Source organism: Terribacillus saccharophilus, assembly GCF_000725365.1.
In the GTDB taxonomy this organism is placed as follows: Bacteria; Bacillota; Bacilli; order Bacillales; family Amphibacillaceae; genus Terribacillus; species Terribacillus saccharophilus.
Genome location: NZ_CP008876.1, coordinates 1,875,914 through 1,897,770, shown reverse-complemented (window position 1 = coordinate 1,897,770; position 21,857 = coordinate 1,875,914). Strand labels below are relative to the sequence as shown.

Below are 21,857 nucleotides of genomic sequence, written 5' to 3'. Positions count from 1 at the left end.
GGAGAACAGATGACGGGTTTTATTGCATTAGTAGTGTTCATAGGAGTTATTATCATCTGGAATGTAATAGTGAAGCGCAACATGGGGGAAGCGATGTTTCTAGGCTTCATTGCCACCGTATTGTTTGGAGGAACTGATGCCCCAAGATTATTTTGGGACGGATTAGTATTTGCTTCCACTTACGAAGTATTATACGCTGCAGTTGCTTTTGTTTTCATGGCATTTCTAGTTGATCGGCTCAATTTGATTCAAGCTCTTTTACGAATACTCAATTCACTTATTGGAAAGCTGCCAGGTGGCGCAGCTTATATGAGTACGGTAGGTTCTGCTATTCTTGGAGCTCTCTCCGGTTCCAATTCAGCGAATACCGCGACAACCGGATCAATCACGGCTCAGTGGATGATCAAATCAGGATGGAGCCGTGAGACGACAGCAACTATCCTGGCTGGAAATGGCGGTTTAGGCGCTGCACTGCCCCCGAATTCCTCTATGTTCATTATGCTTGGGTTTGCACCAATAGGAGCTGTAGTTGCAGAGGGTGATCTGTATATTGCCCTTTTAATCGGTGGAGGTTACCAGGTTATCTACCGAATGATTTTAGTGTTCTTGCTAGTTAAGAAAAATGGTATCAAGGCTCTTCCGTCGGAGGATATCCTTGGCTTCAGGGAAGCTCTTAAACAAGGGTGGAAATCCATCTTCATTTTCTTCGGTGCATTGATTCCTATACTAGTTACTGTTGGTCCGCTTGCGGAAGCATTAAAGAACAATCCTAATATTGGACCAGAAGCAATGGACGAGATTTCATTGATTACTTGGATACCTATTTTAATCATGCTCATCAGTTTAATAATCGGCCGGAAGAAAACACCTGGATCGCTGGCAAATTGGTCTAAAATGTTATCATCTGCTATTCCGCAATTTACAACAATTGGCGCACTCATGCTATTTGCAGTAGCTGCCAGTGAAGTCCTTTCGCAACTAGGACTTGCGAATGATCTCAGTCAAATAACTTCTTCACTTGATATACCAAAATGGCTGATGGTCCTTATGGTAGGTATTTTGGTTACATTAGTAGCAGGACCGCTATCCTCTACAGCCACGCTTACTGCAGTTGGTTTGGTATCATTTTCTGCTTTAACATCTGCCGGAGTAGATCCATTGGTGGCAGTAGTAGCCATACTGGCATTTTCTTCAACTGAAGGCGCATCTCCTCCAGCTTCAGGGTCGATATTCATTGCATCCGGACTAGCAGGAGCAAGACCGGAAAAAACATTCATACCATTAATCTTATATTACATGCTGCCAATCGTAGGAATTGGCTGGCTAATAGGAATGGAGATACTGCCAGTATAAAAGAGATAGGGAGTTGGTAATGATGCGAAAACTTGCAGAATTGTTGTTTAAAGTATTTCTTGTAGCATTCCTGGCATGCGGTTCACTGCTTGTGTTCGGACAAATTCTAGGCTTAATTCTGCAAAATGGGGACCTTATTATCCAAAGTGCGGAATGGTTTAAAAATCCCACAATTATTTTAAGTGCAATATTCAGCCTTGTTGGTTTCTCGTTGAACTACTTGCCGAAGAAAAAAAGTGTTAATGACCAAGATAAAAGTATGTCCGGCAGTTGATATAGCACAAAAATTTGAAAGACCTGAGCCATAATGACTCAGGTCTTTCTATTTTTACGGCTGAGAGAAAAACAACCTTCAAAACGATAATTCCCTTTATTTCCGCAATAGAACTTGATCAATAATCCCGTAATCCTTCGCTTCTTTTGCACTCATAAAATAATCTCGGTCAGTATCGGCAGCTACTTTTTCGATTGGCTGGCCGGTAAAATCTGCAATCAATTGATTGATATGCTGTCTTTGTTTGATGATTCTTTTAGCAGTTATTTCAATATCGGCTGCCTGGCCTCTTGCACCTCCAAGTGGTTGGTGAATCATAATTTCGCTATTTGGCAGAGCATATCTTTTCCCTGGCGTGCCTGCAAGCAACAGCATTGCGCCAAAAGAAGCGGCCATGCCTGTGCAAATTGTCTGCACATCCGGTTTGATAAACTGTATCGTATCAAGTATTGAAAAACCAGCTGAAATTGAACCTCCAGGACTGTTGATGTAAAGCGAAATATCCTTTTCAGGATCATCTGCTGCTAGAAATAACAGCTGCGCCACAATAGCGTTAGCCATACTATCGTTGATTTCTTCACTCACCATAATGATTCGATCTTTTAACAGCCTCGAGTAAATGTCATAAGATCGTTCTCCCATATTCGATTGCTCCACTACATAAGGTATTGCTGTCACTAATTACACTCTCCTTTCGTTCTTCATAATTAGAACGAATTTAAAATGACATAAGATATGGGCAAAAAAAATAACTGCAACCTTAGGCTGCAGCCATATATAGATTCGAATTTGTTTGAAGGTAGAGCTTGGAAGTACGAAACACAGTAGGGAGAATGCGGATCATCTCTGCTGGATCGTCTCTGTTGAGAGACAATTCAATTAGCTCAAAAAACTCTTCCTGTTCTAAGTTTTCCCACGAGTTCCGTACAAGAGGATGTATCGTATCAGCTTGAATATTTATGCGTCCCCGATGTAGGAGTGCTTTTACAGCTGATTCGTTTAATTCGAGCAGATCTGCAATTTCGGCAGATTGATAATGAAAAGCTTCCTTTAAGACAAACACAATTAGCTGCTTTGGAGTAAGTTTTCGAAGCTGCTCCATATGCTGCACGTTGTCTTGTCTTTCAGCTAACGTTGTATCCTGAATCTCAGAAACAAGCTCTTCTTTCTTCTGTTTACGTATTCTGTCTATCCAGGCGTGATAAGCAATCTTTTTCAATAGACCGACAGACGGAGGGAAGGCCTCTTCGGGATATTTCATCAGCGTCTTTAAGACTGCCTCCTGCGTTATCTCTTCACTATCCCATTTATTTTTCGTCAGATACAAACAGTAATACGATAACTTAGCCATTGTTTCTTCTATTATTGATTGACGATCAACCTGTTTAGGCTGCTCCATTTTTTCACCCCTTTATTCCTTAGACGGTTTTAACTTCTAGAAAGATACGGGTACGCATTTAATTTTACTATAAGTGGATTGCTTACAGGATGCAACGACTCCGACAGCTTCGTATTACACATTTGAATTAGTAGGAGAAGGGACTCCGCCTTAAGACGGACAAAAGTCCATTCTGCAGATTGTTTTCCGGGTATTTCCATTTGATTATACTGTAAGTAACAAATGGAAAGAGGGTTGAAAGAATGGCAGAAGAAGCAACAGTAAGCAAATGGAAGCTGTTTCGCAATCGCAATTTTAGACTCGTTTTAATCAGTATGTTATTTTCTGCTCCAGGTTATTATGTTTACTTAATGGGTGCGGAGTGGTTAATGCTTTCCATTACGGATAATCGCTTTTATTTTGGAATGCTCTTTTTTGCAGCCTCCGTTCCTCGGTTATTATTCATTGTTATTGGCGGTATAACAGCAGATCGTTTTCCAAAGAAAATAATTCTGCTTCTATCTGACAGTTCCAGAGCAGTGTTGGTGGGTATTGTCATCGGGCTTTTGCTAACGGATATGCTGCAGCCATTGCACCTGCTGGTTCTGTCTGCATTGTTTGGTGTTTCTGATGCTTTTTCTTATCCTGCTGCAGGATCCTTGTTGCCGGAAGTGCTCCAACCGGAAAATCTGCAGCAAGGGAATGCGATGATTCAAATGACGAATATGATCAGTCCTATTCTGGGACCAGCTATCGGCGGAAGTCTCATTGTATTAGGTGGTTTTTCCGCAGTATTTACTCTTGCTATTTTTATGTTATTTGCAGCAACGTTGTCTATATCCTTGCTTCGAATCGTTTCAAGTAGGGAAGAAACTGCTGATGTGAAAAAATCAGCATTAGAAGATATAAAAGCAGGTTTCCACTATGTAAAGCATAATCCGCTTATCCGGACGATTATGACAGTAAGTTTCTTTATCAATTTCTTCTTAGTAGGTCCTATTTCTTTATCTGTTGCACTGCTGGCAAAGGACGTTTTTCAAACAAATGCGTTAGGCCTGACAATCTTGGAAGGTGCTTTAGGAGTTGGGTCTCTTGTAGCTGCTCTTAGCCTGGTGTTACTTAAAAATCTAAAAAGTCCTGGCTATACAGCGATCTTTAGTTTAATCATTATGAGTGCATTTTTCATATTATACGGTTCTGCTCTTCATTTCTGGTCTTCTGCTGCAGCTATTTTCGTTATTGGAATTTGCCTTCAACTCACCAATATCCCGATTTCAACTATGCTGCAGCAAACAACTGATCGACGGATGATTGGCCGAGTGATGAGTATTATGGCATTGGCTTCAACTGGTCTCATTCCAGTGTCCTATATGGTTACATCAGCACTGCTTGGAATTGGTATCAGTATTCAGGTTCTCTGTGTAACTGGAGGAATTCTTGTGATGATTACTGGGATTTTATGCTTGAGAAATAAACAACTTACTGCATTTAACAGTTATAATAAAGTAGAGCAACAAGAAATGGTATAAGCAGGTGGGATAGTATGAAACGAATATATAGTAATTTTTTTGCAATCGGAATAATAGTGATCGGTCTAGTGTTGATCTTGTCTAACATAGGTGCAATTGATTGGAATTACAGTCAGAGCTGGCATTATCTCTACCCCGTATTCATCCTTTTATTAGGGCTGAAAATATTAATAGATTTTTTGCGGGGTGAAGGAGGATTTTGGTTCGGCACATTTTGTATACTGTTTGGCGGACTTCTTATACTTGATCGTTTTGAAGTACTTGCATTTGAATTTAAAGATGTATTCAAGCTTTGGCCGCTTCTTATCATTTACTTTGGGTTTAGTCTGCTTCGCTTTGGCAAAAAGGGAACGACACGTAAATCTAGTGTGAATATTGAATGGGAAGCTGGCAGTAAAAAAAAGAAGAACAAAAAAAAGTATATGAAGAACCACAACTATGCAATAGGGGAGCATCGGTTTGAAAGTGAAGGCTGGACAGTTGAACCTACTCAGGTGAAGAATGCTGTAGGAGAGTACTATGTTGATTTTACGAAAGCTCTTATCCCGAACGATGAAATACCATTCCATATTAAAGGTTGGGCCGGGGAAGTACGGATAATCCTCCCCGATAATGTAGAATTTCGTTTGGAAGCATTGGTTAAGGCTGGGGAGATAAATGTTTTTGGAGAACTTTCAGAGGGCATCAACCGAAGCACATACTATGAAACTCCAGGTTATGCAGATGCTACCCGCAAGCTGGATATTTATGTCAACTATAAGGCCGGACGAATAAGAGTGGATCGGATTTGAGGTGACAGTGATGCTAAAAAAACTTAATAGTATTCGTTACTCATACATTAAAACCAATTTACGCACATTGTTTCTTAATGCAATACTACTTCTTGGTATCCTGCTGTCAATTTATGTTTTGCTGGAACCTACGTGGCTTAGTGTACAAGCTATTTTCACGTTCTGTATCCTATATATGCTTCTTCATTTTATTACATCCGTTTTTATTGGATTGCAAGACAGTAAAGAAATAAAGGATCGTATGGATTATATGTCTTTATTCATTGCAATGGTTGCTAATGGTAATTATCAAGCGAAAATTGTAGACAACAGCAACGATGAGATTGCGCGTATTGGTAAAGATTTAAATGAGCTGACAGATAAGATGCATACGCAGGTAAAATCGCTTCAACGTTTGGCGGATGAAAAGGCAGAGCTTGCCGATGGTGCACATCGAGCAGCAGCAATAGAAGAGCGCCAGCGCCTTGCAAGAGATTTGCATGACGCTGTTAGTCAGCAATTATTCGCGCTTACGATGATGTCAAAAGCCGGCATGAAGTTATTTGATAAAAATTCGGAAGCAGCAAAAGACAAATTTGCAGAAGTATCTCAGATTGCGCAGCAGGCTCAGACAGAAATGCGCGCATTGCTTCTGCATTTAAGGCCTGTCCATCTTTCAGGGGACTCTTTAAGCAGTGGCGTCAGGAAATTGGTTGATGAGTTGAAGCAACGTACTCAACTTATCTTTCATATACATATTGAAGATACGATGGAGTTGTCTAAATCGATGGAAGAGCATTTGTTCCGCATTATTCAAGAAGCTTTATCGAATACACTGCGCCATGCAGAAGCGAGTGAAGTAACAGTTGAATTGTTAACGAGGGGAATGGATGTGGCTGTTACTATTCAGGATAACGGAAAAGGATTTGATACAGCAGCTATGAAACATCGGAAAACATCGTTAGGATTAAAATCTATGCAAGAACGCTGTGAAGAACTAGGAGGAACGTTCATGCTGCGGGCAAGCGTTGGTGTGGGTACACAAATTGGTCTCCGAATACCGACGAACTGAAGGAGTTGACATGATGGTAAGAATTGCAGTAATAGATGATCATGATATTGTAAGAAAAGGGCTAATCGCATACTTAGAAACAGAAGATGGATTCGACATTATCGGGCAAGCGAGTAACGGTCGGGACGGAATACAATTAGTACTAACGGAGAAGCCAGATGTCGTACTCATGGATTTGATCATGGAAGATGGAACGGGGATAGAAGCAACCAAAGAAATCATAACAGCAGGGTCTGTTGCTAAAATTATTATTCTCACAAGCTTCTATGACGACGAACAGGTTTTTCCAGCTTTGGAGGCTGGAGCATTCAGTTATATGCTTAAAACATCAACAGCTGAACAAATTGCCGAAGCCATTAGAAAAGCAGCCAAAGGGGAAACAGTAATGGAAGCTGCTGTTGCTGCGAAAGTGATGAACAGCTTTCGCCAGAAAAAACAGCTCCTGCATGATCAATTGACCGAAAGGGAATTCGAAGTGCTGTGCTGTATTGGTCAAGGAATGACGAACCAGGAAATTGCGGATAAGCTTTACATAGGCATTAAAACAGTTAAAACACATGTGAGTAATACTTTGGCGAAACTACAAGTGAATGATCGAACACAGGCAGCGGTATATGTGCATCAGAATAACTTATTGAAGTCTTAATAATGTAGCATGCTAATGCGTTTACTGTACTGAATATTGAATTTAGAAGATGCAAGATATAAATTCGATCCAATGAAAAAGAATGCTATATGTTAGATGTAGCATTCTTTGCTGATTCTGCTTAGAGCTGGTTCTCGGGAAGTAAGAAGTGATATTACTTTCTATATCTGTTGCATGTTATTGCGGTTTGAAGCTTCATATAGTTATACATAGTTTGCGCGTGACGTCCTTCTTGCGTACGAGAATTGATTAGAGGACGCAGACGATTCAAAAACATCTGGTCGCATTCACATCGATTTCCATGTCTTCGATAACACATATCATGCTGTTTACACGCAGCATCTACTTTGTTGACTGGAGCACCTGGACCACTGCAGCCAGGTCCGCACCAGTTATATCCTGGAATACAGAAGCGGAAAAATTTTTGCGGCATCATTATCCCTCCTTATAAGAAACTCTATAGTCCAACCTATTCACTATGCATTCAAATTGTATATGCGGTTATCATAATTCAACTAATTCTTGTTAGTGTTAAAATGGAGATCATTAAAGATTATGATAAGAAAGCTAGGTTACTGACATCGATATAGTACATACATCTTTAATGTAGAAAGCTCAAAAAAAGCCGCTAATGAGCAGCTTTTAAAAGTTGTTGATTATAGTAATACATGCATGCAATAACCAAGGGAACCAAATTTTAGAAGTCAACTTTACTTATGTGCCTCAAATACTCTGGAAAGGAGTGGACGATTCTGATTCCACATTACGTTGACTGGAATACCAAAGAACTCTGAAAGCCGCCCGCTTGAAATCATGTCAGTTGTACTTCCAGAAGCAAAGACTTTCCCGTCCTTAAGCAGAAGTGTTTGATTAAAAGTAGGCAATATCTCTTCAATATGATGAGTTACATAAATAATAGTAGGGGCGTCTGGTTTTTTACTGATTCTTTCAATGGATTCCAATAAGGATTCACGCGCTAAAAAATCCAATCCATTGGCAGGTTCATCTAAAATAAGCAGGGGAGGATCGGCCATTAGAGCTCGTGCAATTAAAACGCGCTGTTTTTCCCCGAGCGAAAGTGTTTCGTATCGTCTATTCGCGTAAGCGAAACAGCCCAAATCGTGCAGCAGTTGTGCAGCTCTTGTTTTCATTTCATCTGTAGGTGTTTCATAGAGTCCGATGGATGCAAAGGCACCGCTAAGTACAACTTCAAAAGCATTATCACCCAGGTCAAACTTTTGCTGAAGCGAAGATGAAACAAAGCCAATTTGGATTCGCAGTTTTTCTGCAAGATAAGTCTTTCCAAATTCCATACCCAAAACACGCATGTTCCCGGTTGTGGGAAAAGTGTAGGCATTCAGTAAACTCAGCAGAGATGTTTTGCCAGAGCCATTCAGCCCGAATAATACCCAATTTTGGCCCTTTTCTATTTTCCAATCAAGATCCTGCAATATCCAGTTGCCGCCTCTTTTTAGTGAAACCTTCTCCAACTCTACTATCAATCTATTACCTCCCGCAGACTGTTAGCTATTATGGTAATTAAATCAGATATATCTTTTATTTTCAAAACATTTAAATAATTAAATGCATGGCGACTGCTTTACGTTGTAATTAGCCGCCTATATTGTGGATATCTGTAATTCTATCACTGCAGGCTCAGTAATTTGAATAAGTGCGATTTTGGACAATGTCCCTGAAAAAGGATCTAATCTTTGTTTGACTAGATGCTGAACAGCTGCCTGTTGATCTGGATTCAGATGGTTGGCGATTGTCATATGCGGAATCCAATTTTCAGGCGTATAAAGAGAAGGTGCAGCTTGCAGGCTATATATTTCCTGGTGGAGATCTGTTAACATACTGATCGGATCCGGAAGCAGCAGAAACGAATCGCTTTTCATAAAGCTGCCAAATAAACGGAAGCGTAAGGTAATAGCTTCGTAAAGACTCGTTAACTGCTCAATCTCCTGCAACAGATCTGGATTAAATTCCGTAAATGATGAAAAGGTAAGATGTGGGCGGTGCCCTTTACGCCGATAAGGATAATCTGTAATAGCTGTATTCCACAATTCTTCCCACAACTTCACTATCTTACTTTCGGTTACCTCATCAAAATATCCAACTATTGCGTACATCTGGTGTCCTCCATACGTTTCTGAATAAACTCCAAATAAAGCCGGACGATATTCACATCGCTTACCTTACTTAATGTTCTGCTTCCGACAACATCTTCAATTTCATTGAAAAGAAAGCTGCCGTTCTCATCAAACAAAAAGTCGATGCCAACAAAGCCAAAGTCGTAATGATCAACGATGCGTTGGACGAGTAGTTTCTCTTCCAGATTCAATGCGTAGAGAGATGCGCTTCCTCCCAGTGAGTAGTTTGCTCTGAAATCCCGCTCACTGCTGCGAAGAACAGCTGCAATGATTTCTTTGCCGATTACAAAAACACGTACATCTTTACCAGGTGTTGGAGCTAACTGCTGCATGAGGATAGATTGATCTGCATAGTGGTTCTGTAAATCCTGATACTGTGCTTCCGTTTCAACTAAATGTACTTCTTTACCACCACGGCCATTGGACGTTTTCAATACAAAAGGAAAAGCTATCGGTGGTTGAGGTAGAGGAGCATTTGTCTGAAAGTGCATATTTACCATCGGAATATCCAGTTTGGTGAGTTCCAGATGTGTTTTGATCTTGTCGTTAGCAAGAGCGGCAATCTCGGCATTATTGAAGCAGGCAATACCTGCTTGCTCCAGCTGTGCGGTCAACAAAGGATCAATTGTCCGCACGATGCTAAAGTCTGGGATGTGCTGTTTTTCTTTTGTATGTACAGATACTTGTCCATTATGAAGTGTGACTTGCAGATTTTCTGTGTAAACTAACTGTAAGTCTATGTTAAGAGAGTGGCTTTCCTCAAGGAACCAATCGATAAAAGCGGAATTACGTTCTGCGTCACTTCGATCGTAGATTAGCCACCCTCTCATGAAAGCACCTCTTTAATGTAGGAAATGATTGATTCTGTTACATCAACGCCTGTACAATCATAGATTGAACGAATATGGGCATTGGAATTCACTTCGCATACGAGCGGTTCTCCACCGGGACCGAATAACAAATCCACTCCAGCAAAATCAGTACCGACGGCAGCAGCTGCTGCGATAGCTAGTTCGGATTCTTTTTCTGTTGGCGTATACTGCTGCATACTGCCTCCGCTTGATACGTTAGCTCTGAAATCTGTTTCTGATGTCCGCATCATGGAAGCGACGATCCTGCCGCCGACGATATTGATCCGTATATCTCTGCCATGGCTTGTTTGGATATATTCCTGCAGGACGAATGGATTTGTTCCTATATCGCTAATCTTTTGATGTAATTCTTGTATACTATGGATCAAATATACTTGCTCTCCGAATGAACCGAAAGCTTCCTTAACGACCATCGGAAAGCCGAGCTCTGCAATAGCGGGATTAAAAGAATCCAATTGTACCGGCGTTGTGCCAGGGAAAATCTTCGGTGCGATTATCGTTTTTGGAATACTTATACCTGCTGTGGCAAGTGCCTGGTACATAAGAATTTTATTGTCGCAAACGGCAATCGCATTGCTGGAATTATAAAGGGGGATTCCCATTGCTTCGAGCTGCTGAGCAAGCGGAATATCTTTGTCGCTAAAAACGACAAAATCCGGTAGTTTCTGTTCTTCTTTTAGCAGACTGTTGTCTGTTCCCACCATACCGAGCAACGCATTATTTTTAATGATTTTCATAGTAATGTCTTGGGCATGAGCAGCACGCTGTATCCATTCAGCGAAATCAAGAAATTTTTTGCCGCCAAGATGGCCGTTATAAATGACCCAGCCAAGTTTTGGTGTAGCCATAATTGTAATTCCTTTCTTTAGGTGATGCCCAACAAATGATGAAATTATTTCTATAGTGGCAGCACAAACTAGTTTGATATAATAGTCAATTATACATGGAAGGAGATGCTTTATGTTTGCAAATCTAGCACAAGCGGAAGCTTTTTTAACCAGCCGCAGACATCTTGGCATCAAGCCGGGACTGCATCGGGTGCAGCAGCTGCTGAACGCATCAGCTAATCCCGAACGCCGAATGAAAAGTATACATATAGCTGGAACAAATGGCAAAGGTTCAACGTCAACATATCTAGCTAAAGCATTGACATATAACGGATATAAATCAGGTAGTTTCATTTCTCCAACACCAGGAGGATTCCTCGAGAGCATTCAAGTAGACGGCAAATGGATAACGGAAGAAGAATTTATCGCTGAATGTGATGCACTTCTTTCTACTATAGAAGAGATGGATCAACAGGACAATCATCCGAGTGAATTTGAAATTCACGTGAGTATCGCTTTTTCTTATCTTGCTAAGCATGCAGACATTAGCGTAATAGAAGCAGGTATGGGCGGCCGTGGTGACGCGACGAATGTCCTCCAGCAGCCTTTACTCAGCATTATTACCAATATCGGGCGCGATCATCAACGTTTCCTCGGGGATACGATTGAAGAGATTGCCGAAGAAAAGGCCGGTATCATCAAAGCTGGAGCTCCAGTGATTAGTGCAGTCACACAGAGCGGAGCGAGAGCAGTTATTGAGAATCAGGCGAATGCAGCGGCTGTGCCGATTACGTGGATAGACGAAAAGGACGCCGATCGACTTCAAATAAATCCGCAAATGAAAGGATCTCATCAAAAAGTGAATGCAGCATTAGCCGCGAAGGCATGTCATTTGCTGCAGGAGATGGGATTCTCAATTGATACAGATAAAGTGAAAGAAGCTATAAGTGAGGCTCAGCTTCCAGGCCGATTTGAACTTGTCGAAAGCACTCCTAGAATCATCCTGGATGGCGCCCATAACGCAGAAGGAATGGCAGCTTTCATAGAAACGGTCAAACAGAGCTACCCGAATGAAAGAATTGAAATATTGTTCAGTGCTTTTCAGGACAAACCATTCGCACAGATGATTCAGCAGCTTAAAGAAATTACAACTGATATTACTTTGACAACTTTCGATCATCCACGTGCAGCCGAACTGAAGACATTGTCAGCAGCATTCCCGTCAGTTCAAGTTGTGGCCGATTGGCAGGATTGGATGAGGCGGATTTATAATGATTATCAAACTGACACTGTCTATTTTGTGACTGGTTCTCTGCATTTTATTTACCAAGTCAGAAAGTATATTGTTCAAAATAGGAAAATGTGGTAGTTTAAATTATCTGAATCTTTATATGTACGGCTGATAGGAAGGAAGAAGCTAGATGGTGAACAGCAGCAAGAAACGTTGGATCTGGGCAGCTTGGGCTATCATTTGGCCAGCTTCCCTGTTTCTAATCTATCAACAGACAAATTTGGATAATTTGAAATGGCTTGATTTAGGCGCATTCACTGCTTTGGCTATTATTGTGGCGCTATTTCCAATCATGGTGAACCAGATTCCTGTCTTTTTCCTAAATGGTATTACGCTTGTCATTTACTTAAATTTTGGTTTGTTTGTAGAACTGATTATTACGACTATAAGTGTCACAATTGTGCTGCTGCAAGTGCGCAAGACAAAAAAAGATCTGTTTCGTATACCGTTAAATTATTTAATGTTCTTCCTGATGAGTGTCTCGGCAGCGGGAGTATATAATTTATTTGACCTTCCCGGAGACGCTTCCCAAGCATTGGAAACACCAATGCATATTATCGGGATCCTGGCTTACTCCATGACGTTATTCATGATGAATCATATCCTTATTACCCTGACCAGAAGATATATATATGGAAAGAGAGATAAATTCTTTGAGCGTAGCTTTTTCTGGGAATTCATGACGACCATCTATATCTTGCCAGCTGCACTGCTGCTGCACCTGCTTTATCACCAGATTGGCGCCGTCGCGGTTATCTTTATCGGTTTTTCAATTGTGAGTACATCTTATATATTGAGACTCTATTATAGAAGCAGTAATATGAATGAGCATCTTCGAAACGTCAGTGAAGTTGGGCATGAATTAACTGCACAGCTGAATGTTAAAGAGACATTGGATCTATTTATGGAACGAATTGTATCTGTCGTTCCAGCGGATCAAGCCTACTTGTATGATGTGACAAATGGCGAGGAACTGAAATTGATCCGACTATATGATCCCAAAAAGCTTTCTTTCTACCAAAAAGGTGATCGAATGAAAAAAGGCGAAGGCGTAGCAGGACTTGTATGGAAGAAAGGCGTCGGAGTTCGCTATGGAAAACGCAGACAATGGGTTGATAAGTGGAAGGTGATAGCTCCAGCTGATAGTGAAAGTCTTATGTGTTTGCCGATTGAACGTGATAATGAAATTATTGGTATCCTCGTGATTTTATCCGAACAGAGAAACATTTACGAGAAATATCAATTCATGCTGATAGAGTTGCTGGCAAACTTCATGGCCGTAAGCCTTCTTAATGCGCAGCATTATGAACAGACAAAACAAATTGGTGAGCGATGTGCTTTAACCGGTTTATATAACTACCGATATTTTGATGATGCGCTTAAGGGATTATTTCAAGAGGGTGCACCTAAAAAACCTGTGTCATTGATTATGATGGATTTGGATCATTTTAAACAAGTGAATGACACATATGGACATGAAGCTGGTAATGATGTACTGCGAGAGGTGGCTGCAAGATTGAGACAGGAGATAGGGGATGATGATGCGATTCTTGCTCGGTACGGTGGAGAAGAATTTGCCGTCATTTTACCTAACTGCGATTCTATACGAGCAGCGGAAGTTGCTGATTTATTATGGCACAGCATTATTGCACAACCTTTCCATACAAAAAATACATTAGATTCCGATCAGAACGTCTCCTTAAAAATGACTGTCAGTGTCGGAGTCGCGTCTTATCCTGAGAACAGTGAAGATGACTTGGAACTAGTCCGGCATGCCGATCGTGCGATGTACGTCGGTGCCAAGCAAAAAGGCCGAAATAGAGTAAGTATCTATCATGAACTGAATCAAAAAACCGAAAACATTCCTTCGTAAAAGGAATGTTTTTTTATAAAGTAATGCTTGACGTAACAAAGTGATTAATATATAGTTACTTACGTAAAGTAACTTAATGAATAAACACTACTGAGGAGGAACAAACATGGCAGTATTGAAATTAGATAAAGCACACAGCGGTATTGCATTCACAGTAAAACATATGATGGTTTCCAAAGCTAAGGGGAAATTCGAAGACTTCGACGTACAATTCAGTGGAGACTTGAATAATTTGGATAACGCATCCGTTACAGCAACAATTCAAGCGGCTACAATCAACACAGGCAACGCAGACCGCGACGGTCACCTGCAGTCCGGAGACTTCTTCGACGCAGCTAACCACCCTGCCATGACATTCAAAAGCAAATCTATTAAGAAAGTATCCGATGATGAATTCGAAATCACTGGAGACTTTACAATCAAAGACGTAACTAACGAAGAAACATTCAAAGTAGAATACAACGGCACTTCCAAAAACCCAATGGACGGCAGCACAATCGCCGGCTTCGAAGTAGAAGGCAAAATCAACCGTGAAGCATACGGTTTGACTTACAACGCAGCACTTGAAACAGGCGGCGTATTGATCGGTAAAGATGTTAAGTTCACTGCTGACTTTGAGTTTGTAGTAGAGTAAGAATGATATAGGAAAGACCTATCCCAGGGGATAGGTCTTTTATTTTTGATAAAGTTTCTAAGCAATATAGTGATGTATAGTTTTATGCTAACTGTCTTTAGGATTGGCTTAATTAATGTTGTGTAGTTAATGTAAAAATAGAGTTTATTTTTAAAATATTTAAATAGAGTTTGGTACAATTTATTGGGAGAGATAGGCGAGCAGCTTCTTAAAATTATTAAAGGAGGTGGGATAACTAGAAAGCGATTTTTGGAGTGAATTTCTTTAAAGGAGTGGTGCTATGTCGATTTTGCTTTTGATTTATTTCGTTGTTCTAGGAACTTTGTTCGGCTCATTCTACAATGTTGTAGGTATGAGGATACTTGAGGAGAGAATGTTCAAAACAGAACGTTCAATTTGTCCTGACTGTAAGCAGCAAATTAAAGCTTATGATTTGATTCCAATCATTTCCTATGTAATTCTACATGGTAAATGTCGAAACTGTAAAAAGCATATTTCACTCATCTATCCTGTAAATGAGCTTGCTACCGGTTTCCTTTTTGGTTATAGCTATTATTTGCTTGGAACAGGCTGGGATTTCGGTTTAGCTCTTCTGTTGGTATCAATCGGTGCAATCTTATTTGTGACGGATATGCGATTTCTACTCATTCCAAATAAAATCCTTCTGTTTTTTCTTCCTCTTTTCATTCTTCTTCGAATTATTACTCCATTGGATCCATGGTGGGACTCCATAATAGGATCTGTTATTGCGTTTATCCTACTTTTCCTTGTCATTTTACTCAGCCGAGGTGGAATGGGTGGAGGAGATTTAAAATTATTTGTATTACTTGGTGGCATACTTGGCTGGAAAGGAATTTTGCTCACTTTCATCCTTGCGTCTGTATTGGGTGCTGTTATTAGTCTTTTTCTTCTTTATATTAGGGTTTTAAAAAGGAATCAAGTAATTCCTTTTGGTCCGTATATATTAGCTGGAGCACTACTCACGTTTTTTCATGGTGATACAATCATAAGCTGGTACAGTCCATTTATCTTTATATGACTTTAGGGATAAAATAGAACAAATTGACGTGACAAATGCCTCGGAAAATAGCTATATTGCAACGATATCTTTACGGGTATTTTATAATCCTGCTTCTTAATTCGTAGAAAAGCGTGTTTGATAGGTTCATCCTGTCGAACACTCTTTTTTTGTCTCGACAGCATATCTCTTACTTCTTTTTCTAGCTGTGCTAGAGTTGAGCCAATCAATCATAAAAGAGGTGCCAGGATGGAAGAGAAAAAGGGATTTTCCGTCAAGATTGGCGGTAAAAAGCAGAAGAAGCAACAGCAGCAGTCAAAAGAAGAGATGATCGGTGAGGGAAGCTACACTCTTTATGACGAAGAAGCGGCGGCAACGGTCGAAAAGGATGTTCCTGTATTGGATCAGCTGAATAAGAAGAAATCAGAAAAAAATGCTGTATCTTTGTCTCCTTTTGCCAAGAAGCTGGCTGCGGCTGCACTGGGTGCAGCGCTTATCGGAGTCGTGCTAGGATTCCTGCTGCTTCGTTATACAGCGGGTATTGAATCTGAAACAAGTGGTGTGGCAGCTCCGATAGCAACACAGGGCGCTGCTGCTAACGCTGGAGCGTTTAGTGATTTGACAGCTTACGTTGTGCAGGGAGGCGTCTATAATCAAGAAGATATAGGGCAGGATGTTGTCCAGAAGTACGCAGATGCAGGAATCCCGGCAGTATTATGGGAAAAGAACGGTCAATTCTTCCTGCTGACAGGTATGGCAGGTTCTCAGGAAGAAGCTGATACACTTGGCTCCCAGCTGCAGGCTCAGGGTTATGAAAGTTATGTAAAGCAATGGGATCCAGGAGTCGAAGCTGCTAGCAGCGCTTGGCTGGACGAGCTGGCTGTTTTGCTTGCTGCAGGGGATAATCAAGATTCGGCTCTTTGGAAAGCTTGGCAGGAGAAAATTCCGGCGGAAGCTGAAAGCGTTAAAACGGCGTCTGATGAAGCAGTCAGCGCTATGGAGCAAGGATCGTTTACTGCTAGTATGTTGCTGCCGGTATGGCATGAAGCTGCTACTCTAGCTGCTGCCGGCCAATGAACTTAATTTTTCCGATCTAATTTCTACATTATCTCATAGAGAGACTTAATAAAATTTCTATTTGTCGATTTGAATAGAGTACCGTCTTCCGATAAGCTTCTCGTAACCTGTCTGCTACACAGGAATCCGAGTCAGAAGGAAGGCGGTTTTTTGTTGCATACTGAATTGGCGATAAAATCTGTGCCGAAGGAAGATCGTCCGCGGGAAAGGCTGCTGGAACTAGGTCCTGCTCATTTGTCTAATGCAGAATTGTTCGCCATCCTGTTAGGGAGCGGGACAAGAGATGAGTCTGTTACATTACTTGCACAACGTCTTTTGATGCATTTCGAAGGATTGCAGCTCCTGAGAGATGCGACCATTGAGGAGTTGACTGCTATTAAAGGAATCGGGACGGCCAAAGGAGTGCTTATTTTGGCTGCGATTGAGCTGGGACAAAGGCTGTATCGATACAAGCCGGCAGAACGTTATACAATCCGCAGTCCTAAGGACGGTGCAGATTACGTAATGGAAGAAATGCGTAATCTTAGCCAGGAGCATTTTGTCGTCTTGTTTCTCAATACGAAAAATCATATCATCCATCGTCAGACCATCTTCATTGGCAGTTTAAATGCCTCCATCGTTCATCCCCGCGAGATCTTCCGTGAAGCTGTCCGTCGTTCCGCTGCTAGCATTATTTGTGCACATAATCATCCCTCCGGTGATCCATCGCCTTCTCAGGAAGATATTCATGTTACAAAGCGTTTGCTGGAGTGCGGCAAGATGATTGGGATTGAGCTTTTGGATCATCTTGTTATCGGTGACCGGAAGTTTATTTCATTGAAGGAAAAAGGATACCTGTAATTACTATCTATTTTTCTGGTTTTCTCGTATAATTGGAACTAGCTTTGTAGAGAAGCGCCTAGCATGGTACACCTTACTAGCTGGCGCTTCTTCTGATGGTATGCTTTATTACCTTACAACGATGTCTATTGGATATAATATCTGATATGATAAAGTACAACATAATGAGACAATATATGAAAAGTATGCACTGCTGACAGCAGCTTTGCTGAAACACGAACGGACTCGGAAAAGGAGAATTAATTGTGGCGAAATTCAGTTTTTCACAAGACCTGGGCATCGACTTGGGCACAGCGAATACATTAGTTTTTGTAAAAGGAAAAGGCGTAGTCGTCCGTGAGCCTTCTGTCGTGGCGACAAATGTAGAAACAGGCCAGGTAGAGGCAGTTGGCGGCGACGCTCGTAATATGATTGGCAGAACACCAGGAAATATCCGTGTTATCCGTCCGATGAAAGATGGTGTCATCGCGGATTACGATACAACAGCTACAATGATGAAGTATTACATCAAGCAAGCACAGCGTAATCGTTCTTCCTTCGCGAAGAAGCCGAACGTAATGGTATGTGTACCGTCTGGTATCACAATGGTTGAGGAACGTGCGGTTATCGATGCGACAAAACAAGCAGGTGCAAAGGATGCTTTCCCAATTGCTGAGCCATTCGCTGCTGCAATCGGTGCAGGCCTTCCTGTATGGGAACCAACTGGAAGTATGATCGTTGATATCGGCGGCGGTACGACAGAAGTTGCTATTATCAGCTTAGGCGGTATCGTAACAAGTCAGTCTATCCGCACAGCCGGAGACGATATGGATGAAGCTATCATCCAATACATCCGCAAAACGTATAACCTTATGATTGGTGAACGCTCTGCAGAACAATTGAAGATGGATCTTGGTCATGCTGGAGTGCCAGAGCCGGATGAAGAAACAGAAATTCGCGGACGTGATCTGCTGACTGGTCTTCCAAAGACAATCAGTGTGAGCGCGAAGGAAATTTCAGGTGCTTTAGCAGATACAGTCAGTGCGATTGTGGATGCTGTGAAGCTTACATTAGAAAAGACACCGCCTGAATTGGCTGCTGATATTATGGATCGCGGTATTGTTCTTTCAGGTGGCGGTGCTTTGCTTCGCAATCTGGATAGCGTTATCAGTGAAGAAACAAAAATGCCAGTTTTTGTTGCGGAAAATCCGCTTGACAGTGTAGCTATCGGTACAGGTAAATCATTGGAGTACATCGAGCACTTCCGTTCACATCCACATGTGTTTTCCAAAGCTATCAAAAATTAAGTTGGGTGAATTATGAATTTCTTTAAGAAAAAAAGGATGTTCTTATTCCTGATTGCAATCATCATCCTTGTCGGATTGATAGGCTTTTCAACTAGGGATCGGAGCAGCCAGACATTACCAGAACAAATAATCAGTGATACCGTAGGGTTCGTGCAGAATATCTTCTCCAAACCTGCACAGTTCACCTCTACGGTAGTGACAAATATTAAAGATCTTAAGAACACTTATGAAGAAAACCAAGTGCTTAAATCGAAAGTGGACGATTACAAAGGCTTAATGTCCCGCAATCAGGAACTGGAACACCAGTACGAGGAATTGCAGCAGACAATTGACAAGTTCAATCAGTACACTTCGATGGATTATAACCCAATTCCAGCTGATGTAATTGTCCGGAGTCCGGAGGGTTGGTTCGATCAGCTGACAATTGATAAAGGGTCCGACGACGGCATTGACACGAACATGGCAGTAATGACAGCGAGCGGCTTAGTTGGAAAAGTTGAAGATGTTAGTCGCAGTACGGCATCTGTTCAATTATTAAGCGGATTTAATGAAACTAACCGTATATCTGCTAAGATTGACGGAGGAGAAAATGAAGACGGAGACAAACAGGCTCCGATATTCGGTTTGATTGAAGGCTATGATGAGAAGGACGGAATGCTGCTGTTTACAGGAGTAAAACCCGATTTAGAAATTAAAAAAGGATCTCTAGTCACTTCTTCTGGTCTTGGTGGAGTATTCCCAGAAGGTCTTCCAATCGGAGAAGTGGACTCAGTCGAACTGGATGAGTACGGTTTATCTCAAACGGTGCACGTTAAACCTACAGCAGACTTGTATGATATCGATAAGGTTTTAGTTATAGATGCTGCATCAGAAGACGCTTCGTCAGGTAACGGAAATGAGGGTCTGTGATGAAAAAGCTATATCTGCCTTTGATCATGCTTTTGATCGTTTGTCTTGAAGGAGTTGCCACCGCCATGCTGCCAGAGCAGTTCATTGGCGGTGACACATGGCTGATTCCGCATTGGAGTCTTTTGTTCCTTGTACTGATTGCTATGCTTTATGATTTGGATAATTCGTATTACAGTCTGTTATATGCACTTATATTCGGGCTGCTGAAAGATATCGTATATACAGATATGCTTGGCGTCTATATGTTCACATATGGATTCAGCATCTACTTAATTTTAGAATTGCGCAGAGTGCTGCATGGTAATATTCTTGTAGCTGCATTGCTGGGCATGCTGTCAATTGTTTTCGCCGATACAATCGGCTATTTTATCTATCATTTAATTGGCATCACGCCGATCGGATTCGGTACATACCTGATGCACCGTCTCTTGCCGACGCTAGGCGCCAACCTTATCATGCTTGTAATCTTGTATCTGATTTTCCACAAGCCTCTGCAGAAATGGTCCGATTCGCAGCTTAGAAGAACGACTAGCTTATAGAGAAGAAAATCAGACGACGAACGGAGGTGACCATCTTGATTGGAAACAAACAGATCATCACGATAAAAGGTACCCGGGAAGGGATATCCTTGCATATGGATGATGCCTGCTCTTTCGAGGAATTGATAAAGGAATTGGAAGAGAAGCTTGCTGCTAATCGTATTGATTCGGCTGATCACCTTGTAGGTGTACATATTCAATTGGGCAACAGGTATTTGTACAAGGAGCAGGAGGAAATCCTCCGTAAGATGATTACGAGTAAACAGAGATTAAAAATAGAATCCATCCATTCTGATGTCATTACGAAACAAGCGGCAAATGAGTGGAAGGAAGAAGCAGAAGTGAAGGCTGTCAGCCGTGTCGTCCGTTCCGGTCAGGTACTGGAAGTAAAGGGTGACTTACTGCTGCTTGGTGATGTGAATCCCGGGGGCTGTGTAACAGCTACTGGAAATATTTTCGTCATGGGGAATTTGCTTGGGATAGCGCATGCCGGCAAGGATGGCAACGTTGATGCTGTTATCGCTGCTTCATATATGAATCCGACGCAGCTTCGGATAGCGGATTACATCAGCCGCGCTCCCGATCATGAGACAGATGGTGTTTATATGGAATGCGGGCATATCGATGATGAACAGGAAAAGATTATCATTGACCGTTTGCAGGCAGTGATTCGCAAACGTCCGGGCATCAGCAGTTTCGAGAGGAGAATGTTAAATGGGTGAAGCAATCGTTATTACATCCGGTAAGGGAGGAGTAGGCAAGACAACTACTTCTGCCAATCTGGGAACAGCGCTTGCACTGATGGAGAAAAAAGTATGTTTGATTGATACGGATATCGGTCTACGGAATCTGGATGTTGTGATGGGTCTTGAAAATAGAATCATCTATGACATTATCGATGTAATTGTCGGCAGATGCGCGCTGAAGCAAGCGTTGATCAAAGACAAGCGTTTCGATCATCTTTACTTACTGCCAGCTGCCCAAACAAGCGATAAAACCGATCTGACACCCGATGGGATGGAAAAAATCGTAGCCGAGCTCAAGCCGGAATTCGATTACATCATCATTGATTGTCCGGCCGGTATCGAGCAGGGCTATAAAAATGCTGTAGCAGGAGCGGATAAAGCGATTGTCGTTACCACACCGGAAAAACCGAGTGTACGTGATGCGGACCGCATTATCGGCTTGCTGGAGCAGGAGGATATCGAACCTCCTAAACTGATCGTCAACCGGATCCGTAACCATATGGTGCAAGAAGGCGACATGCTTGAAGTGGATGAAATTGTCCAAGTGCTGTCAATCGACTTGCTCGGTATTGTTCTGGATGACGACGAAGTTATTAAAGCTTCCAATCACGGAGAGCCGGTTGCATTCCAGCCGAATACGAAAGCGAGTATTGCCTATCGCAATATCGCGCGACGCATTCTTGGTGAATCAGTACCGCTAATGAGCTTTGAGAGTGAGAAAGGCATGTTCAGCCGTTTGAAAAAACTTTTTTCCAAAAGTAAATGAACTT

General features: G+C 41.7%; 24 protein-coding genes. 17 read left to right on the top strand and 7 right to left on the bottom strand.

The features are described 5' to 3' along the window. The first annotated feature begins 9 nt into the window (after positions 1-9). Both GZ22_RS09660 and GZ22_RS09655 read left to right on the top strand, forming a co-directional pair. On the top strand, positions 10-1,353 hold the full coding sequence (locus tag GZ22_RS09660) for a TRAP transporter large permease subunit (protein WP_038561731.1): 1,344 nt from the start codon (positions 10-12) through the stop codon (positions 1,351-1,353). 19 nt (positions 1,354-1,372) lie between these two features. After that, positions 1,373-1,627 (top strand): hypothetical protein, encoded by a 255-nt coding sequence (locus tag GZ22_RS09655; protein WP_245609655.1) that lies wholly within the window; start codon positions 1,373-1,375, stop codon positions 1,625-1,627. 96 nt (positions 1,628-1,723) lie between these two features. Here GZ22_RS09655 and clpP read toward each other — a convergent pair whose 3' ends face one another. Together clpP and GZ22_RS09645 are read right to left on the bottom strand one after the other, a co-directional pair. After that, positions 1,724-2,305, bottom strand: coding sequence for an ATP-dependent Clp endopeptidase proteolytic subunit ClpP (gene clpP, locus GZ22_RS09650; protein WP_038561728.1), 582 nt, complete (start codon positions 2,303-2,305; stop codon positions 1,724-1,726). An 82-nt stretch (positions 2,306-2,387) separates the two neighbouring features. Continuing rightward, positions 2,388-3,026: a sigma factor-like helix-turn-helix DNA-binding protein gene (locus GZ22_RS09645; protein ID WP_051748174.1), complete on the bottom strand. Its 639-nt coding sequence runs from the start codon at positions 3,024-3,026 to the stop codon at positions 2,388-2,390. A 242-nt stretch (positions 3,027-3,268) separates the two neighbouring features. On the opposite strand from GZ22_RS09645, the gene GZ22_RS09640 reads away from it, so the two are divergent. Genes GZ22_RS09640 through GZ22_RS09625 form a run of 4 tightly spaced genes read left to right on the top strand, consistent with a single transcriptional unit; the run spans position 3,269 to position 7,022 of the window. After that, on the top strand, positions 3,269-4,534 hold the full coding sequence (locus GZ22_RS09640) for an MFS transporter (protein WP_051748172.1): 1,266 nt from the start codon (positions 3,269-3,271) through the stop codon (positions 4,532-4,534). 14 nt (positions 4,535-4,548) lie between these two features. Continuing rightward, positions 4,549-5,325, top strand: a complete 777-nt coding sequence (gene liaF, locus GZ22_RS09635) for a cell wall-active antibiotics response protein LiaF (protein ID WP_038561725.1) — start codon at positions 4,549-4,551, stop codon at positions 5,323-5,325. Positions 5,326-5,335: 10 nt separating this feature from the next. Continuing rightward, on the top strand, positions 5,336-6,376 hold the full coding sequence (locus tag GZ22_RS09630; protein ID WP_038561721.1) for a sensor histidine kinase: 1,041 nt from the start codon (positions 5,336-5,338) through the stop codon (positions 6,374-6,376). A gap of 13 nt (positions 6,377-6,389) precedes the next feature. Further along, positions 6,390-7,022 (top strand): response regulator, encoded by a 633-nt coding sequence (locus GZ22_RS09625; protein ID WP_038561718.1) that lies wholly within the window; start codon positions 6,390-6,392, stop codon positions 7,020-7,022. 154 nt (positions 7,023-7,176) lie between these two features. On the opposite strand, the gene GZ22_RS09620 is transcribed toward GZ22_RS09625, so the two are convergent. The 5 genes from GZ22_RS09620 to GZ22_RS09600 all read right to left on the bottom strand — a co-directional run bounded on the left by GZ22_RS09620 (position 7,177) and on the right by GZ22_RS09600 (position 10,895). After that, entirely contained in the window at positions 7,177-7,455 is a 279-nt protein-coding gene (locus GZ22_RS09620; protein WP_038561715.1) for a phospholipase A2 family enzyme, read from the bottom strand. Between the two features lie 277 nt (positions 7,456-7,732). Further along, positions 7,733-8,524, bottom strand: a complete 792-nt coding sequence (locus tag GZ22_RS09615; RefSeq protein WP_038561712.1) for an ABC transporter ATP-binding protein — start codon at positions 8,522-8,524, stop codon at positions 7,733-7,735. A 117-nt stretch (positions 8,525-8,641) separates the two neighbouring features. Further along, on the bottom strand, positions 8,642-9,154 hold the full coding sequence (locus GZ22_RS09610; protein ID WP_038561709.1) for a 2'-5' RNA ligase family protein: 513 nt from the start codon (positions 9,152-9,154) through the stop codon (positions 8,642-8,644). After that, positions 9,142-10,005 (bottom strand): ATP-grasp domain-containing protein, encoded by an 864-nt coding sequence (locus GZ22_RS09605; RefSeq protein ID WP_038561706.1) that lies wholly within the window; start codon positions 10,003-10,005, stop codon positions 9,142-9,144. The genes GZ22_RS09610 and GZ22_RS09605 overlap by 13 nt, the downstream gene beginning before the upstream one ends. After that, positions 10,002-10,895 carry an ATP-grasp domain-containing protein gene (locus GZ22_RS09600; protein WP_038561703.1) on the bottom strand — a complete coding sequence of 298 codons (894 nt, stop codon included), beginning with the start codon at positions 10,893-10,895 and terminating at the stop codon, positions 10,002-10,004. The genes GZ22_RS09605 and GZ22_RS09600 overlap by 4 nt, the downstream gene beginning before the upstream one ends. Before the next feature lie 112 nt (positions 10,896-11,007). Here GZ22_RS09600 and GZ22_RS09595 point away from each other — a divergent pair, with 112 nt between their 5' ends. The 11 genes from GZ22_RS09595 (at position 11,008) to minD (ending at position 21,853) form a co-directional block, all read left to right on the top strand. After that, a complete protein-coding gene (locus GZ22_RS09595; RefSeq protein ID WP_038561700.1) occupies positions 11,008-12,243 on the top strand; it encodes a bifunctional folylpolyglutamate synthase/dihydrofolate synthase in 1,236 nt (411 codons plus the stop codon). Positions 12,244-12,295: 52 nt separating this feature from the next. After that, a complete protein-coding gene (locus GZ22_RS09590) occupies positions 12,296-14,038 on the top strand; it encodes a sensor domain-containing diguanylate cyclase (RefSeq protein ID WP_038561696.1) in 1,743 nt (580 codons plus the stop codon). A gap of 106 nt (positions 14,039-14,144) precedes the next feature. Next, entirely contained in the window at positions 14,145-14,672 is a 528-nt protein-coding gene (locus GZ22_RS09585) for a YceI family protein (protein ID WP_038561693.1), read from the top strand. Between the two features lie 280 nt (positions 14,673-14,952). After that, positions 14,953-15,711, top strand: a complete 759-nt coding sequence (locus tag GZ22_RS09580; protein ID WP_038561690.1) for a prepilin peptidase — start codon at positions 14,953-14,955, stop codon at positions 15,709-15,711. Positions 15,712-15,939: 228 nt separating this feature from the next. Next, a complete protein-coding gene (locus GZ22_RS09575; protein WP_038561687.1) occupies positions 15,940-16,767 on the top strand; it encodes an SPOR domain-containing protein in 828 nt (275 codons plus the stop codon). A gap of 153 nt (positions 16,768-16,920) precedes the next feature. After that, positions 16,921-17,607 (top strand): RadC family protein, encoded by a 687-nt coding sequence (radC, locus tag GZ22_RS09570; protein ID WP_404819712.1) that lies wholly within the window; start codon positions 16,921-16,923, stop codon positions 17,605-17,607. Positions 17,608-17,852: 245 nt separating this feature from the next. After that, the gene (locus GZ22_RS09565; protein WP_038561683.1) at positions 17,853-18,893 is read left to right on the top strand and encodes a rod shape-determining protein; all 1,041 of its coding nucleotides are present in this window, start codon (positions 17,853-17,855) and stop codon (positions 18,891-18,893) included. 12 nt (positions 18,894-18,905) lie between these two features. Then, complete coding sequence (gene mreC, locus GZ22_RS09560) at positions 18,906-19,802, top strand: rod shape-determining protein MreC (RefSeq protein WP_038561680.1); 897 nt, start codon at positions 18,906-18,908, stop codon at positions 19,800-19,802. Next, positions 19,802-20,341: a rod shape-determining protein MreD gene (gene mreD / locus GZ22_RS09555; RefSeq protein WP_051748165.1), complete on the top strand. Its 540-nt coding sequence runs from the start codon at positions 19,802-19,804 to the stop codon at positions 20,339-20,341. Before mreC ends, mreD begins: the two co-directional genes overlap by 1 nt. A gap of 35 nt (positions 20,342-20,376) precedes the next feature. Next, positions 20,377-21,063, top strand: a complete 687-nt coding sequence (gene minC / locus GZ22_RS09550) for a septum site-determining protein MinC (protein WP_038561677.1) — start codon at positions 20,377-20,379, stop codon at positions 21,061-21,063. Next, complete coding sequence (gene minD, locus GZ22_RS09545; protein ID WP_038561675.1) at positions 21,056-21,853, top strand: septum site-determining protein MinD; 798 nt, start codon at positions 21,056-21,058, stop codon at positions 21,851-21,853. Before minC ends, minD begins: the two co-directional genes overlap by 8 nt. Positions 21,854-21,857: the final 4 nt, after the last annotated feature.